Source organism: Paracoccus sp. TOH, assembly GCF_030388245.1.
In the GTDB taxonomy this organism is placed as follows: Bacteria; Pseudomonadota; Alphaproteobacteria; order Rhodobacterales; family Rhodobacteraceae; genus Paracoccus; species Paracoccus simplex.
This window is the reverse complement of record NZ_CP098360.1, coordinates 1,485,365-1,499,108: the sequence shown is the minus strand read 5'-3', so window position 1 is coordinate 1,499,108 and position 13,744 is coordinate 1,485,365. Positions and strand designations below refer to the sequence as shown.

Here is a 13,744-nt window from a genome sequence, read left to right as displayed (position 1 = left end):
CTGGCCGATGCGAGTTTCAAATGCTGGTCCAAGGCTGGCCCGGTTGTCCTGTGCGCCGTCATTGCTGCACCTTCACGAAGGCTCGCGGATAGACGGTCGGCACCATTCTGTCTGATTCATTGTCGCGCGCGACCAGCACGGCGGCTGCTTCCTGGCCGGGCTGGAAGATCACCGTCGCCCGCACCGCGCCGGCGGTGTTATAGCGCACCCTGCGGTTGACATCGGTGGTATAGCGGCTGCCGTCGCGGGTCCAGCAGGCGATCTCGGCCCCGGCCGCATTGCCGGTGATGCGCAGCAGCGGCGCGCCGGTGATTCCGCGCGTCAGCTTGGTGCGCACGCCCGGTCCGGTCGCGTCGCATTGCAGGTCGCCCGGCGCGAAGATCGAGAATTGCAGGTAGAATTTCTGCGCCGTCGGCTGGAACGGGTCCGAGGGCTCGCCCGCGAAGGCGTCCGCCCCGATCATCGCCGCCGCCGCGGCGGCCATCAGTCCCAGTCCGATCCGGTTGAGCCATTTCGTCATTTCGCCACCAGCAAGCTGCCAATCACGGTGTTCTTCTGGATCTCCTGCCGGCCGATCCGGCAGAAGCTCTCGGGATCGTCGGCCGTGGCGCCGTTGCGGACCAGATAGTCCTCGGCCACGGCATAGATGCGCTTCTTGTCGTCCTTGCTGTCAAGGAAGGCGTCGATCTGCGCCCGCGAATAGCCCTTCCGCTCGGCATAGCGCTTGAGCTTGCGGGCCTCGCCATAGGCGTAAAGGATCCGGCCGTCGATGCTGGGACAGGTGCGGCGGATGCGGTCGGCGATGCGCGCCGCGATCAGCCGGTCGTTGACGTATTTTTCCTTGCTCAACGGCTCCAGCGCGGCAGCTGGCGTCGCCAGCATGGCCCCCATCAGGGCAAGCGGCAGAAGTTTCATGGTTCTGGCCTTTCTGTCATGACACCCGGTCATAACACGGCCGCGCCCCATGGGTTCGACACCTTGTCTTGAGCGCTGCCCGGCCATGCCGGCGCCGTCCCCCAAGGGGGTCCGCCGCGCCGCATTGTCCCGGACCTGCGCCATGGCTCTTACTCTGCCGCCATCGCGCCCATGCGCCCGGTGCGCTTGGCCTTGATGCGGTCCTCGATCTCCTCGCGGAAGTTGCGGATCAGGCCCTGGATCGGCCAGGCGGCCGCATCGCCCAAGGCGCAGATGGTGTGCCCTTCGACCTGCTTGGTCACGTCGAAGAGCATGTGGATCTCCTCGACCTCGGCATCGCCGCGCACCAGCCGCTCCATGACCCGCATCATCCAGCCGGTGCCTTCGCGGCAGGGCGTGCACTGGCCGCAGCTTTCGTGCTTGAAGAATTTCGACAGCCGCCAGATCGCCTTCACCACGTCGGTGTCCTGATCCATGACGATCATGCAGGCGGTGCCGAAGCTGGATTTCAGCTCGCGCATGCCGTCGTAATCCATGATGGCGGTCTCGCACATCTCGGCGGTCAGCACCGGGCAGGAGGCACCGCCGGGGATCACCGCCTTGAGGTTCTTCCAGCCGCCGCAGATGCCGCCGCCATGCTTCTCGATCAGCTCGCGCATGGGGATCGACATGGCCTCCTCGACCACGCAGGGGGTGTTCACATGACCGGTCAGGCCGAACAGCTTCACGCCCGCGTTGTTCGGGCGGCCGAAGCCGGCGAACCATTCGGCGCCGCGGCGCAGGATGGTCGGCACCACGGCAATCGATTCGACGTTGTTCACCGTGGTCGGGCAGCCATAGAGGCCCGCGCCCGCCGGGAAGGGCGGCTTCATGCGCGGCATGCCCTTCTTGCCCTCAAGGCTTTCCAGCAGCGCGGTTTCCTCGCCGCAGATATAGGCGCCGGCGCCGTGGTGCAGGTAAAGGTCGAAATCCCAGCCCGACTGGGCGGCGTTGCGGCCCAGCAGCCCCGCGTCATAGCATTCGTCGATGGCGGCCTGCAGCGCCTCGCGCTCGCGGATGAACTCGCCGCGAATGTAGATATAGGCGGCATGGGCGCCCATGGCGAAGCTGGCGATCAGCGCGCCCTCGATCAGCGTATGCGGATCGTGGCGCATGATCTCGCGGTCCTTGCAGGTCGCGGGTTCGGATTCGTCGGCGTTGATGACCAGATAGGACGGGCGGCCGTCCGATTCCTTGGGCATGAAGGACCATTTCATCCCGGTCGGGAAACCGGCGCCGCCACGGCCGCGCAGGCCCGAGGCCTTCATCTCGTCGATGATCTTGTCGCGGCCGCGCTGGATGATGGCGGCGGTGCCGTCCCAGCAGCCGCGCTTCTGCGCGCCGGCCAGGCTGCGGTCGCCCATGCCGTAGATGTTCGTAAAGATCCGGTCCTGATCGTTCAGCATCGTCTTATCCTTGTCCCTGCGAGGACGCATTGCGCCGCCGCCAGATCCGCCAGGTCACCAGAAGCGACCAGATCAAGGCCCCAATCGCCGCCAGATCGGCGAGAAAGGCGTATTTCGCGGGCCAGTCCTGCTGGCCCCCCAGCCATTGCACCCCAAGCCACAGCGCCATGGTGACGGCGATCACCACCGCCACCAGCCGCATCTGCCGCGCATCGGCCGGAGGGCTCTGCGCCGGGTCCTGTCTCGCGGGGCGGGCCATCAGCCGGCCTCGCCCGTATCGACGCGGCGCGAATGGGCCGTCTCACCCCCCGCCGCCAGCAGTCTCGCCTGGCCGACCCAGTCGTCGGCCTCGATCCGGCTGCCCATCCGGCCCATGCGCTGCGCGAAACCCGCAGCCGCGTCACGGTCCCAGGCGGCGATCTGCGCATAGCGCGTCACGCCATGTTCCTGCAGCCAGTCCGAGATCTTGGGGCCGATGCCCTTGATCCGCCGCAGGTCGTCGGCCGTCGCCGCGGCTGCCCCGGCCGGCATGGCCTTGTCCATGGGCATCTGCGCCGCCGTCGGCTGCTCGGGCAGCAAGGCCGAGACCAGCAGCGCCTCGGGCTGGCTGTCCAGCTGGCGGCGCTGCAGATCCTCGGGCATCACCGGCACGAAGGGCGGCAGCGGCTCGGGTTGCCCCTCGCAGATCAGCCAGACCATCAGCGCGCCGAACAGCGCGAAGGTCACCGCACCCAGGAACAGCCCGGCCAGCCAGTGCAGATCACCGATGCCCGAGGCGGACAACAGCACCAAGACCCCGGCGATGGCCGCCGAGATCCAGCAGTTCCTGTTGCACTCAACCCGTTCCATCGTGATCGGACTTCTTTCCGCCCCCGTGATCTAAGCGTGTTTTTCCGCGCCAAGCCAAGGCGTGGTGATCGGAACCTCGGTGCCGTCGATGCGCTTGATCGTGTCGCCCAGCCGCACCGCCAGCGCCACGCTGCCGTTATACTGCTCGCCGCCCTTCAGATCGGCCAGCGCGGTCGGGCCGCCCAGGGCCTCGGCCGAGAAACGGCCGTTCTGCGGGCCCGGCAGCGGCACTTCGCCCGCCGCGACGCGGTCGATCAGCGCCGCAAGTCTTTCGGCGGTCAGATCCTCGTAGAAATCCTTGCCGATCTGGGCCATGGGCGCATTGGTGCAGGCGCCCAGGCATTCGACCTCTTCCCAGGAGAAGCGGCCATCGGCCGAAAGCGTATGCGGCGCCGGCGCGATCTTTTCCTTGCAGACCCGGATCAGCTCCTCGGCGCCGCAGATCATGCAGGTCGTGGTGCCGCAGATCTGGATATGGGCGACGGTGCCGACCGGATAGAGCTGGAACATGAAATAGAAGGTCGCGACCTCGAGCGCGCGGATATAGGGCATGCCCAGCAGGTCGGCGCAGTATTCGATGGCGGGACGGGACAGCCAGCCTTCCTGTTCCTGCGCGCGCCACAGCACCGGGATGATCGCCGATTGCTGGCGGCCTTCCGGGTATTTGGTCATCTGGGCGCGGGCCCATTCCAGGTTGGCTGGGGTGAACTCGAACGAGTCCGGCTGGATGGGGGACAGACGGCGCAGCATCAGCGGTCAACCTCTCCGAAAACGATGTCGAGCGTGGCGATGATCGCCGGGACGTCGGCCAGCATGTGGCCTTTGGACATCCAGTCGATCGACTGCAGATGCGCAAATCCCGGCGCCCGCAGCTTGGCCCGCCAGGGCTTGTTGGTGCCGTCGGCGACCAGGTAGACGCCGAACTCGCCCTTGGGCGCCTCGACGGCGGCATAGACTTCGCCCGCCGGAACCTTGAAGCCCTCGGTATACAGCTTGAAGTGATGGATCAGGCTTTCCATGTCGCGCTTCATGTCGGCGCGCTTCGGCGGCGCCAGCTTGCCACGCGCCAGCACGTCGCCGGCCGGTTCGGCCCGCAGCTTCTGGATGGCCTGCTGCATGATCTTGGTCGATTCCCGCATCTCGGCCATGCGGCACAGGAAGCGGTCGTAGCAATCGCCATTGGTGCCGACCGGGATCTGGAAATCGAACTCGTCGTAGCATTCATAAGGCTGGCTGCGGCGCAGGTCCCAGGCCAGGCCCGAGCCGCGCACCATCACCCCGGTATAGCCCCAGTCCAGCGCGTCCTCCTCGGACACCACGCCGATGCCGACCAGGCGCTGCTTGAAGATCCGGTTCTCGACCAGCAGGGTGTCGAGGTCGTCGACCAGCTTCGGGAAGCGCTCGCACCATTCCTCGATGTCGTCCAGCAGGTCCGGAGGCAGATCCTGGTGCACCCCGCCGGGGCGGAAATAGGCGGCGTGCAGCCGCGCCCCGCAGGCGCGTTCGTAGAACACCATCAGCTCCTCGCGCGCCTCGAAGCCCCAAAGCGGCGGGGTCAGTGCGCCCACGTCCAGCGCGCCGGTGGTCAGGCCCATCAGGTGGTTCAGGATGCGGCCGATCTCGGAATAGAGCACCCGGATCAGGCTGGCGCGGCGCGGGATCTGCGTGCCGGTCAGCCGCTCGATGGCCAGGCACCAGGCATGTTCCTGGTTCATCGGCGCCACGTAATCGAGCCGGTCCAGATAGGGCAGGTTCTGCAGATAGGTGCGGCTTTCCATCAGCTTCTCGGTGCCGCGGTGCAGCAGGCCGATATGCGGGTCGGCGCGTTCGACGATCTCGCCGTCCAGCTCCAGCACCATGCGCAGCACGCCATGCGCGGCCGGGTGCTGCGGACCGAAGTTGATGTTGAAATTGCGGATGCTCTGCTCGCCGGTCAGGGCGTCGACCGAGCCGTCGTCATAGCTGCTCTTGCGGATGTCGCCGTCCATGGTCATCCCTCCAGCCCGGCCATGGCGCGCTTGGCGGCCAGCCGGTCGTTGAATTTCGCGGTAGTGATCAGCGCGCGGCGGTGCCGGCCGGCGCCGATGCGGTCGATGCCGTCATGGGCCACGACCTTGAACCAGATGAAGCGCCCGTCGATCTCCTCGACCTCGGTCTCGACGGTGACCGCCTGGCCGGGCAGGGTCGGGGCGGTATGGTCCACGTCCACATGCACGCCCAGCGAATCCTCGCCTTCCGCGTAATAGGGGCGCAACTGCTCGACGCAGGCCCATTCCATCAGCCCGACCATCTTGGCCGTGGCGAAGACCGCCGGCATCTGCGGAAACGCGCCGCGATCCGCGAACAGCGCCCGCACGGTATCGTCCTCGGCAACCGTCATGCTGAAGCGGGCGCGGGCGCCGGGGGTCAGGCCGGGTTTCACTTCTTCGCCTCCGGGGCTTTCTCGTCGCCGGGCAGCACGTATTTCGCACCCTCCCACGGCGACAGGAAATCGAACTGGCGGTATTCCTGCACCAGCTTCACCGGCTCGTAGACCACGCGCTTCTCGACATCGTTCCAGCGCACCTCGACATAGCCGGTGGTCGGGAAATCCTTGCGCAGCGGATAGCCGCGGAAACCGTAATCGGTCACGATGCGGCGCAGGTCCGGGTGACCCGAGAACAGGATGCCGAACAGGTCGAACACCTCGCGCTCGTACCAGTCGGCGCCGGGGAAGATGCCGGTCAGGCTGGGGACCAGCTCGTCCTCGCGCACCTGGACCTTCACGCGGATGCGCTGGTTCTGGTACATCGACAGCAGGTGATAGACCAGGTCGAAGCGCGCCGGCCGGGCCGGATTGTCGACGGCGGTGATGTCGATCAGCGTCGAAAAGCGGCAGTTCGGATCGTTGCGCAGGAACTCGATCAGGCCGATCACGCCGGACAGCGTGGCATTCACCGTCAGCTCGCCAAAGGTGACCCGGGTCGAGATCACGTCGCTTTCGCGGCGCAGGGTGATGTGCTCGGCCAGTTCCAGCAGGGTGTCGTCGGACATGGCCTTACCTCACCAGCGTGCCGGTGCGCCGGATGCGGCGCTGAAGTTGCAGGATGCCGTAGAGCAGCGCCTCGGCGGTCGGGGGGCAGCCGGGAACGTAGATGTCCACCGGCACGATGCGGTCGCAGCCGCGCACCACCGAATAGGAATAATGGTAATAGCCGCCGCCATTGGCGCAGCTTCCCATGCTGATGACATAGCGCGGCTCGGGCATCTGGTCATAGACCTTGCGCAGGGCGGGCGCCATCTTGTTGGTCAGCGTGCCGGCGACGATCATCAGGTCGGACTGGCGCGGGCTGGCGCGCGGCGCGGTGCCGAAACGCTCGAGGTCGTAACGCGGCATCGAGGTCTGCATCATCTCGACCGCGCAGCAGGCCAGGCCGAAGGTCATCCAGTGCAGGCTGCCGTTGCGGGCCCAGTTGATGATGTCCTCGGTCGTGGTCAGCAGGAAGCCCTTGTCCTGCAGCTCGCGGTTCAGCTCGGCCGTGGCGAAATCACGGTCGGCGCCCGCGGTGTTCGGGCCGGTCATCACGCCCATTCCAGCGCCCCCTTCTTCCATTCATAGGCAAAGCCCACGGTCAGGACCCCCAGGAACAATATCATGCCCCAGAAGGCCACGTCCGTCAGGCTGCCGAAGCTGACCGCCCAGGGGAACAGGAAGGCCACCTCGAGGTCGAAGATGATGAACAGGATCGACACCAGGTAGAAGCGCACGTCGAACTTCATCCGGGCGTCGTCGAAGGCGTTGAAGCCGCATTCATAGGCGCTGACCTTTTCCGGATCCGGGTTGCGGACCGCCAGGACCGCCGCGGCCAGAATCAGCACGATGGCAAGGCCCGAGGCCATCCCCAGAAAAACCAGGATCGGCAGGTATTCTTGCAGCAGATATTCCACTGGGTTGGGCTCCCTTTCGCTCGCAGGAACCCGACTGGCGCCCCGCGATGGGTTTGGCTGACGCCCGTTTAGCCCCGGTCGCCGGTATGGTCAACGGTCGGACCCCGCGTCATACTGCCTTTGCAAGGCCGGGGAGGCGACAAAAGCACAGCTTTCAGGACCGGACTTTCTAGGTACTTTACTCAGCTTTCGCGGCCGATGCGACCCAGATGCGTATTGCGAAAGCCCGTAGGCCGTTTCAGCCCATATCCCAGCGCCCGGTCGATGCCGATATGGGCCAGCCACAGCCCGCCGCCGGCGATCAGCCCCGTCGATCCCAGCGCCACCCCGGCCGCCGCCATCAGGAAGGGCAGCGCATAGAGATGGACCAGGTTGTAAAGCGCGGCGCCGATCCGCCGTCCGGCCAGATAGCCCAGCATCGACAGGTCGGGCGCCAGCAGAATCGCCAGCCAGACCAGCGCCCCCCAGCCGGGAGAGGCGAGCGCCGCGACCAGCAGCCCGCCAAGCCCCAGCCCCGCGCCTTCCAGCCGCTGCCAGAGGATCGGACTCATTCCGCCGCCCGGCTGCGCGCGGCGCCGAGCAGCGGCGCCAGATAGCGGCCGGTATGGCTTGCCTCGACCCCGGCCACGGCCTCGGGGGTGCCGGTGGCGACGATGCGGCCGCCGCCGTCACCGCCCTCGGGGCCGATGTCGATGATCCAGTCGGCGGTCTTGATGACATCAAGGTTATGCTCGATCACCACCACCGTATTGCCCTGGTCGACCAGGGAATGCAGCACTTCCAGCAGCTTGCGCACATCTTCGAAATGCAGCCCGGTGGTCGGCTCGTCCAGGATATACAGCGTCTTGCCGGTCGCGCGGCGCGACAGTTCCTTGGACAGCTTGACCCGCTGCGCCTCGCCGCCCGAAAGCGTCGTGGCCTGCTGGCCGACCTTGATATAGCCCAGGCCCACCTCGACCAGCGCGTCCATCTTGTCGCGGATCGAGGGCACGGCCTTGAAGAATTCCTGCGCATCCTCGACGGTCATGTCCAGCACGTCGGCGATGGACTTGCCCTTGAACTGCACCTCGAGCGTCTCGCGGTTGTAGCGCTTGCCCTTGCAGGTCTCGCAGGTGACGTAAACGTCGGGCAGGAAATGCATCTCGATCTTGATGACGCCGTCGCCCTGGCAGGCCTCGCAGCGGCCGCCCTTGACGTTGAAGCTGAAGCGGCCGGGCTTGTAGCCGCGCGCCTTCGACTCGGGCAGGCCGGCATACCAGTCGCGGATATGCGTGTAGGCGCCGGTATAGGTTGCGGGGTTCGATCGCGGCGTCCGCCCGATGGGCCGCTGGTCGATGTCGATGACCTTGTCCAGCAATTCCAGGCCCTTGATCGTCTCGCAGGGCGCAGGCGTCTGGCGGGCGCCGTTCAGCCGCAGGCTGGCGGTCTTGAACAGGGTCTCGATCGTCAGCGTGGATTTGCCGCCGCCCGAGACGCCGGTCACGCAGACGAACTTGCCCAAGGGAAACTCGGCGGTGACGTCCTTGAGGTTGTTGCCGGTGGCGCCGACCACCTTGATCGCCTTGCCATTGCCCTTGCGGCGCTGCGCGGGCACCGCGATTTCGCGCGCGCCGGACAGGTATTGCCCCGTCAGGCTGCAGGGATCGGCGGCGATCTCGGCCGGGGTGCCGCGGGCGACCACCTGGCCGCCATGCACGCCGGCGCCCGGCCCCATGTCGAAGACGTAATCGGCATGGCGGATCGCATCCTCGTCATGCTCGACCACCACGACCGAATTGCCCTGGTCGCGCAACCCTTTCAGCGTCGAAAGCAGCCGGTCGTTGTCGCGCTGGTGCAGACCGATCGAGGGCTCGTCCAAAACGTAAAGCACCCCGGTCAGGCCCGAGCCGATCTGGCTGGCGAGGCGAATCCGCTGGCTTTCGCCACCTGACAGCGTGCCCGCGGCGCGGGACAGCGTCAGGTAATCCAGACCCACGTTCACCAGGAAGCCCAGTCGTTCGCGGATCTCCTTGAGGATCGCGGCGGCGATCTCGTTCTTCTGCTTGGTCAGACGGGCGGGCGCGGCCTCGACCCAGGCCAGCGCCTCGCGGATCGACAGCTCGGTGACCTGGCCGATATGGGTATCCGCGATCTTGACCGCCAGCGCCTCGGGCTTCAGCCGGTAGCCCTCGCAGGCGCCGCAGGGACGGTTGTTCTGGTATTTCTCGAACTCCTCGCGCACCCAGGCCGAGTCGCTTTCGCGCAGGCGGCGTTCCATGTTCGGGATCACGCCCTCGAACTGGCGGGTGACCTCGTAGACCCGGCCGGCATCGTCGAAGCGGAACGGGATCTCGTCCTGGCCCGAGCCGCGCAGGAACATCTGCCGCACCGATTCCGGCAGATCCTTCCACGGCGTCTTCTTGTCGAAGCCATAGAACTTGGCCAGCGCGTTGATGGTCTGGGTCAGATAGGCCGATTTCGACTTGGCCCAAGGCGCGACGGCCCCCTGCGCCACCGACAGCGCCGAATCGGGCACCACCAGCCGCTCGTCGAAGAACAGCTCGACCCCCAGCCCGTCGCAGACCGGGCAGGCGCCGAAGGGCGCGTTAAAGGAAAACAGCCGCGGCTCGATCTCGGGGATGGTGAAGCCGCTGACCGGGCAGGCGAAATTCTCGCTGAAGGTGATGCGTTCGGGCTCCCCCTCGGCCGGCGCGGTTTCAAGCACCGCGATACCGTCGGCCAGGTCCAGCGCGGTGCGGAAACTGTCGGCCAGCCGCGTCTCCATGCCCTCGCGCACGACGATGCGGTCCACCACCACGTCGATATTGTGGCGGAATTTCTTGTCCAGAACCGGTGGTTCGTCCAGTTCGTGGAACTGGCCGTTGACCTTGACGCGCTGGAAGCCCTGCTTGCGCAGCTCCAGGAATTCCTTTTTGTATTCGCCCTTGCGGTCGCGGACGATGGGCGCCAGAAGATAGGCGCGCGTGCCCTCGGGCAGCTCCATCACCCGGTCCACCATGTCCTGCACCTGCTGCGCCTCGATGGGTAGGCCGGTCGCCGGCGAATAGGGCGTGCCGGCGCGGGCGAACAAGAGCCGCAGATAGTCATAGATCTCGGTCACCGTGCCGACGGTCGAGCGCGGGTTCTTCGAGGTGGTCTTCTGCTCGATGGAAATCGCCGGCGACAGGCCGGTGATATGGTCCACGTCCGGCTTGCCCATCATGTCGAGGAACTGCCGGGCATAGGCCGACAGGCTTTCGACATAGCGCCTCTGCCCCTCGGCATAGATGGTGTCGAAGGCGAGGCTGGACTTGCCCGAGCCGGACAGGCCGGTGATCACCACCAGCTGGTCGCGGGGAATGTCCATGTCCACGTTCTTCAGATTGTGCTCGCGCGCGCCGCGAACCTCGATGAACTTCTGTTCCATCGCGCCAGTCCTGATTCCGCCAAGCGCATGAGATAGGCATCTGCGGCGAAATGGCAACCCGGAACGGAACAACTCGGGAACATTTCTGCTTGCGACCCCGGCCGCCCTGCCCCACCATGCGGGCCGAATCGCGAAATCGGAGGTGCGAAATGACCCGACAGCATTACAAGGGCAGCTGCCAATGCGGCAGCGTCGCCTATGAGGTGGATGCCGATCTGGACCAGACCTTCACCTGCAACTGTTCGCGCTGCCAGCGGCTGGGCTTCGTGCTGGCCTTCGTGCCCAGGGCGGATTTCCACCTGACCAGCGACGGGCCGGTGACGGAATACCTGTTCAACCGCAAGCAGATCCATCACCGCTTCTGCCCGACCTGCGGCGTGGAATCCTATGCTTTCGGCACCGGGCCGGACGGGGCCGAGATGGTGGCGGTGAACGTGAATTGCCTGGAAGGGGTCGATCCGCGCGGGCTGGCCAGCCAGGCGGTGGACGGGGCCAGCTACTAGCCGCCGGTATGGCTCATGAAGCGGCTGACCTGGCCGGCGACATGCCGGCGGGAATAGTCGAAATCATGGCCCTTGGGCTTGCGGGTGATGGCGTCGCGGATGGCGGCGCGCAGGGGCGCGTCATCCGGGCCGGCGCGCAGCGGCGCGCGCAGGTCGGCGCGGTCCTCCTGCCCCAGGCACATGAACAGCTCGCCCGTGCAGGTGACGCGCACCCGGTTGCAGCTTTCGCAGAAATTATGCGTCAGCGGCGTGATGAAGCCGATTTTCTGCCCGGTCTCCTCAAGCCGGACATAGCGCGCCGGCCCGCCGGTGCGCTCGGCCAGCGGCGTCAGGGTAAAGCGTTCCGCAAGCCGGGCGCGCAGGTCGGACAGCGCCCAATACTGGTCCAGCCGCTGCTCCTCACCCATCTCGCCCATGGGCATGACCTCGATGAAGGTCAGGTCATGGCCATTCGCCGCGCACCAGTCGGTCAGGCGGAACAGCTCGTCCTCGTTGAAGCCCTTCAGCGCCACGGCATTGATCTTGACCCGCATGCCGGCAGCCTTGGCGGCTTCGATGCCCTGCAAGACCTGCGGCAATCTGCCCCAGCGGGTGATCCGGGCGAAACGCTCCTCGTCCAGCGTATCCAGCGAGACATTGACCCGCCGCACGCCGCAATCGGCCAGTTCATCGGCGAATCGCGCCAGCTGGCTGCCATTGGTGGTCAGCGTCAATCCGTCCAGGCCGGTGCCCAGATGCCGGGACATGGCGCGGAAGAATTCCATGATGTTGCGCCGCACCAGGGGCTCGCCGCCGGTGACGCGCAGCTTGCGCACCCCCAGGCCGATGAAGGCAGAGCACAGCCGATCCAGCTCCTCCAGCGTCAGCAGGTCGCGCTTCGGCAGGAACTGCATATGCTCGGCCATGCAATAGGTGCAGCGAAAATCGCAGCGATCCGTCACCGATACCCGAAGATAGGTGATCGGCCTGGCAAAGGGGTCTATCAGCGGGGCCTGCGCGTCCATGCCGCAAAGATAGAGCGGGGCCGGCATCGGCACAAGCCGGCCGATCCGTTAATCCTGTCGTAACCACGAATGGAAGCTCGGGTGGACAGGCGGGCGCCGACGGGTCTAGCCTCGACCCCGACCACCATGCGGACGACGAGGGGAACCGCCAATGATCAAGCCGATCCTGCGCCTTCCGGGCGCGCTGGCGCTGCTGGCGCTGGCCGCCTGCACCCAGAACCCGCAGACAGGGGACGCGCCCGCCGGCCGGGTGATGGAGGGCATGATCGACCCCGCGACCGGCCAGCCGGTGATCTCGGGCCCGGTCCTGACCGGCACGGCGCCGCGTACGCCGGGCAAGACGCTCAGCACCGCCCCGCCCCCCATGCCCGCGGCCCGCACCGCGGCGGAATTCGACACCACGACGCGCGAGCAGAAGGCCGCGGCGGCCACCGCGCCGGCCAGCGGCGAACGCCGGCTCGGCACCACCATCGCCTCGCTGGGGGATCCGTCGCAGCCGGGCTTCTGGATCAAGACGCCGCTGGCAAAATCCGAATCGGAGGGCCGGATCGTGAACCCGGCGAACGGCAAATCCGCCAAGGTGCGGCTGATCCCGATGGGCGGCCCGGCCAGCGCCGGCAGCCAGGTCTCTCTGCCGGCGCTGCAGCTGATCGGCGTCAGCCTGACCGACCTGCCCACCATCGAGGTCTATGGCAGCTGATCGCCGTTGCCGGGCGCATCCTTGCGGTTCTCGGGCAGCCATCGTCCCGCCTCGCGCCGGGCAAAGGGCTTCAGCCGCGGCCCATGCGCCGCCAGCCAGTCGCGGACGCGCTGCGGATCGTGCTTGGACAGGTCGCGCAGCCAACTGCCGACGGCCTTCTGGATGAACCATTCGCGGTCATCGGCCAGCCGTTCAAGCCAGGACAGCACCCGTTCGCGCCGCGCCAGATCCTGCGGCTTGGGATTGCGGATGCGGGTCCAGGGCAGGGTTCCGACCAGGGCGGCGCGCCGCACCCACAGGCTGGGATGATCCAGCCACAGCGCCACTTCGTCGAGTCGCGCAGGTTCCGCCAGCAACCGCCGCTCGCCGGCCTTCATGGCGTGATCGGCGATTGCCCAGCCGTCGAATTGCGGCACCCAGCCGGCGATCAGCCGCCAGACCGGCTCGTCCGGCCGGATGCGGGCCTGGGTCAGCAGCTTCGCCGCCGCGATCCGCGCCTCATGCACGTCGCTGTCCCAGAGCCGCCGCGCCAGATCGACCCGCGCCGGCACTTCCCTGCCCTCGCGCCAGGCACGGGCGAGCGTGTCGATCTCGGGCACCGAAACACCCGGATAGACCCGCGGCGCCTTGTGATAGGCCGCCATCTCGGCCGCCTTGACGGCATCGCCGCGCGCCTTCAACTCGTCCAGTTCCCGCATCTGTCTCGTGCCCTCGATTCTCTAAGCGCCACGCGGCGACCGGATGGCGCGCCGGCCGCGATCCATACGCCTTGCGGTGACAAGCGGCAAGGAATCGCGCAAGGGAGGATACCTCGGGCCAGCGCATCGAAATGCGCGGCGCGCGCAGCCTGGCCGGCCAACCGCCCGGGACAACCAGCCACCGCCCTGCCACTGGCCAGCGCAGCGCCCGGACGATGCCGGAGAAACCGGCGAACATTCCGCCCGACCGATCCCACGACGTCGCATGACGACGCTTTTGTTCCCCAAAACGTCGGT

General features: G+C 66.9%; 16 protein-coding genes and 1 pseudogene. 2 read left to right on the top strand and 15 right to left on the bottom strand.

The features are described from left to right. Positions 1-58: 58 nt before the first annotated feature. The 13 genes and pseudogenes from NBE95_RS07490 to uvrA all read right to left on the bottom strand — a co-directional run bounded on the left by NBE95_RS07490 (position 59) and on the right by uvrA (position 10,542). The gene (locus NBE95_RS07490; protein ID WP_289893288.1) at positions 59-520 is read right to left on the bottom strand and encodes a hypothetical protein; all 462 of its coding nucleotides are present in this window, start codon (positions 518-520) and stop codon (positions 59-61) included. Next, positions 517-915 (bottom strand): DUF5333 domain-containing protein, encoded by a 399-nt coding sequence (locus NBE95_RS07485; protein ID WP_289893287.1) that lies wholly within the window; start codon positions 913-915, stop codon positions 517-519. Before NBE95_RS07485 ends, NBE95_RS07490 begins: the two co-directional genes overlap by 4 nt. A 149-nt stretch (positions 916-1,064) precedes the next feature. Then, positions 1,065-2,360 carry an NADH-quinone oxidoreductase subunit NuoF gene (gene nuoF, locus NBE95_RS07480; RefSeq protein ID WP_289893286.1) on the bottom strand — a complete coding sequence of 432 codons (1,296 nt, stop codon included), beginning with the start codon at positions 2,358-2,360 and terminating at the stop codon, positions 1,065-1,067. A gap of 4 nt (positions 2,361-2,364) precedes the next feature. Continuing rightward, positions 2,365-2,619: a DUF5337 domain-containing protein gene (locus NBE95_RS07475; RefSeq protein ID WP_289893285.1), complete on the bottom strand. Its 255-nt coding sequence runs from the start codon at positions 2,617-2,619 to the stop codon at positions 2,365-2,367. After that, positions 2,619-3,209 carry a hypothetical protein gene (locus tag NBE95_RS07470; protein WP_289893284.1) on the bottom strand — a complete coding sequence of 197 codons (591 nt, stop codon included), beginning with the start codon at positions 3,207-3,209 and terminating at the stop codon, positions 2,619-2,621. The genes NBE95_RS07475 and NBE95_RS07470 overlap by 1 nt, the downstream gene beginning before the upstream one ends. A 48-nt stretch (positions 3,210-3,257) precedes the next feature. After that, positions 3,258-3,959, bottom strand: a pseudogene (gene nuoE / locus NBE95_RS07465) (NADH-quinone oxidoreductase subunit NuoE); the annotation flags it as partial. Next, entirely contained in the window at positions 3,959-5,197 is a 1,239-nt protein-coding gene (locus NBE95_RS07460; protein ID WP_289893282.1) for an NADH-quinone oxidoreductase subunit D, read from the bottom strand. The gene NBE95_RS07460 and the pseudogene nuoE, both read right to left, overlap by 1 nt. A 2-nt stretch (positions 5,198-5,199) precedes the next feature. Further along, the gene (locus NBE95_RS07455; protein ID WP_289893281.1) at positions 5,200-5,631 is read right to left on the bottom strand and encodes a thioesterase family protein; all 432 of its coding nucleotides are present in this window, start codon (positions 5,629-5,631) and stop codon (positions 5,200-5,202) included. Then, positions 5,628-6,242, bottom strand: coding sequence for an NADH-quinone oxidoreductase subunit C (locus tag NBE95_RS07450; RefSeq protein WP_019351787.1), 615 nt, complete (start codon positions 6,240-6,242; stop codon positions 5,628-5,630). The genes NBE95_RS07455 and NBE95_RS07450 overlap by 4 nt, the downstream gene beginning before the upstream one ends. A 4-nt stretch (positions 6,243-6,246) precedes the next feature. Next, a complete protein-coding gene (locus tag NBE95_RS07445; RefSeq protein ID WP_289893280.1) occupies positions 6,247-6,780 on the bottom strand; it encodes an NADH-quinone oxidoreductase subunit B in 534 nt (177 codons plus the stop codon). Continuing rightward, on the bottom strand, positions 6,771-7,136 hold the full coding sequence (locus NBE95_RS07440) for an NADH-quinone oxidoreductase subunit A (protein ID WP_019352138.1): 366 nt from the start codon (positions 7,134-7,136) through the stop codon (positions 6,771-6,773). Before NBE95_RS07440 ends, NBE95_RS07445 begins: the two co-directional genes overlap by 10 nt. Before the next feature lie 182 nt (positions 7,137-7,318). Continuing rightward, the gene (locus NBE95_RS07435) at positions 7,319-7,687 is read right to left on the bottom strand and encodes a DUF4260 domain-containing protein (protein WP_289893279.1); all 369 of its coding nucleotides are present in this window, start codon (positions 7,685-7,687) and stop codon (positions 7,319-7,321) included. Continuing rightward, the gene (gene uvrA, locus NBE95_RS07430) at positions 7,684-10,542 is read right to left on the bottom strand and encodes an excinuclease ABC subunit UvrA (RefSeq protein ID WP_289893278.1); all 2,859 of its coding nucleotides are present in this window, start codon (positions 10,540-10,542) and stop codon (positions 7,684-7,686) included. The genes NBE95_RS07435 and uvrA overlap by 4 nt, the downstream gene beginning before the upstream one ends. Positions 10,543-10,691: 149 nt before the next feature. Here uvrA and NBE95_RS07425 point away from each other — a divergent pair, with 149 nt between their 5' ends. Then, positions 10,692-11,045 carry a GFA family protein gene (locus NBE95_RS07425; RefSeq protein WP_289893277.1) on the top strand — a complete coding sequence of 118 codons (354 nt, stop codon included), beginning with the start codon at positions 10,692-10,694 and terminating at the stop codon, positions 11,043-11,045. Here NBE95_RS07425 and moaA read toward each other — a convergent pair. Further along, positions 11,042-12,076, bottom strand: a complete 1,035-nt coding sequence (gene moaA, locus NBE95_RS07420) for a GTP 3',8-cyclase MoaA (protein WP_289893276.1) — start codon at positions 12,074-12,076, stop codon at positions 11,042-11,044. The genes NBE95_RS07425 and moaA overlap by 4 nt on opposite strands. A 124-nt stretch (positions 12,077-12,200) precedes the next feature. Between moaA and NBE95_RS07415 the strand changes: the two genes are divergently transcribed. Beyond that, positions 12,201-12,749, top strand: coding sequence for a hypothetical protein (locus NBE95_RS07415; RefSeq protein ID WP_289893275.1), 549 nt, complete (start codon positions 12,201-12,203; stop codon positions 12,747-12,749). On the opposite strand, the gene NBE95_RS07410 is transcribed toward NBE95_RS07415, so the two are convergent. Further along, the gene (locus NBE95_RS07410; protein WP_289893274.1) at positions 12,737-13,447 is read right to left on the bottom strand and encodes a DNA alkylation repair protein; all 711 of its coding nucleotides are present in this window, start codon (positions 13,445-13,447) and stop codon (positions 12,737-12,739) included. The two genes, NBE95_RS07415 and NBE95_RS07410, sit on opposite strands and share 13 nt — an antisense overlap. Positions 13,448-13,744: the final 297 nt, after the last annotated feature.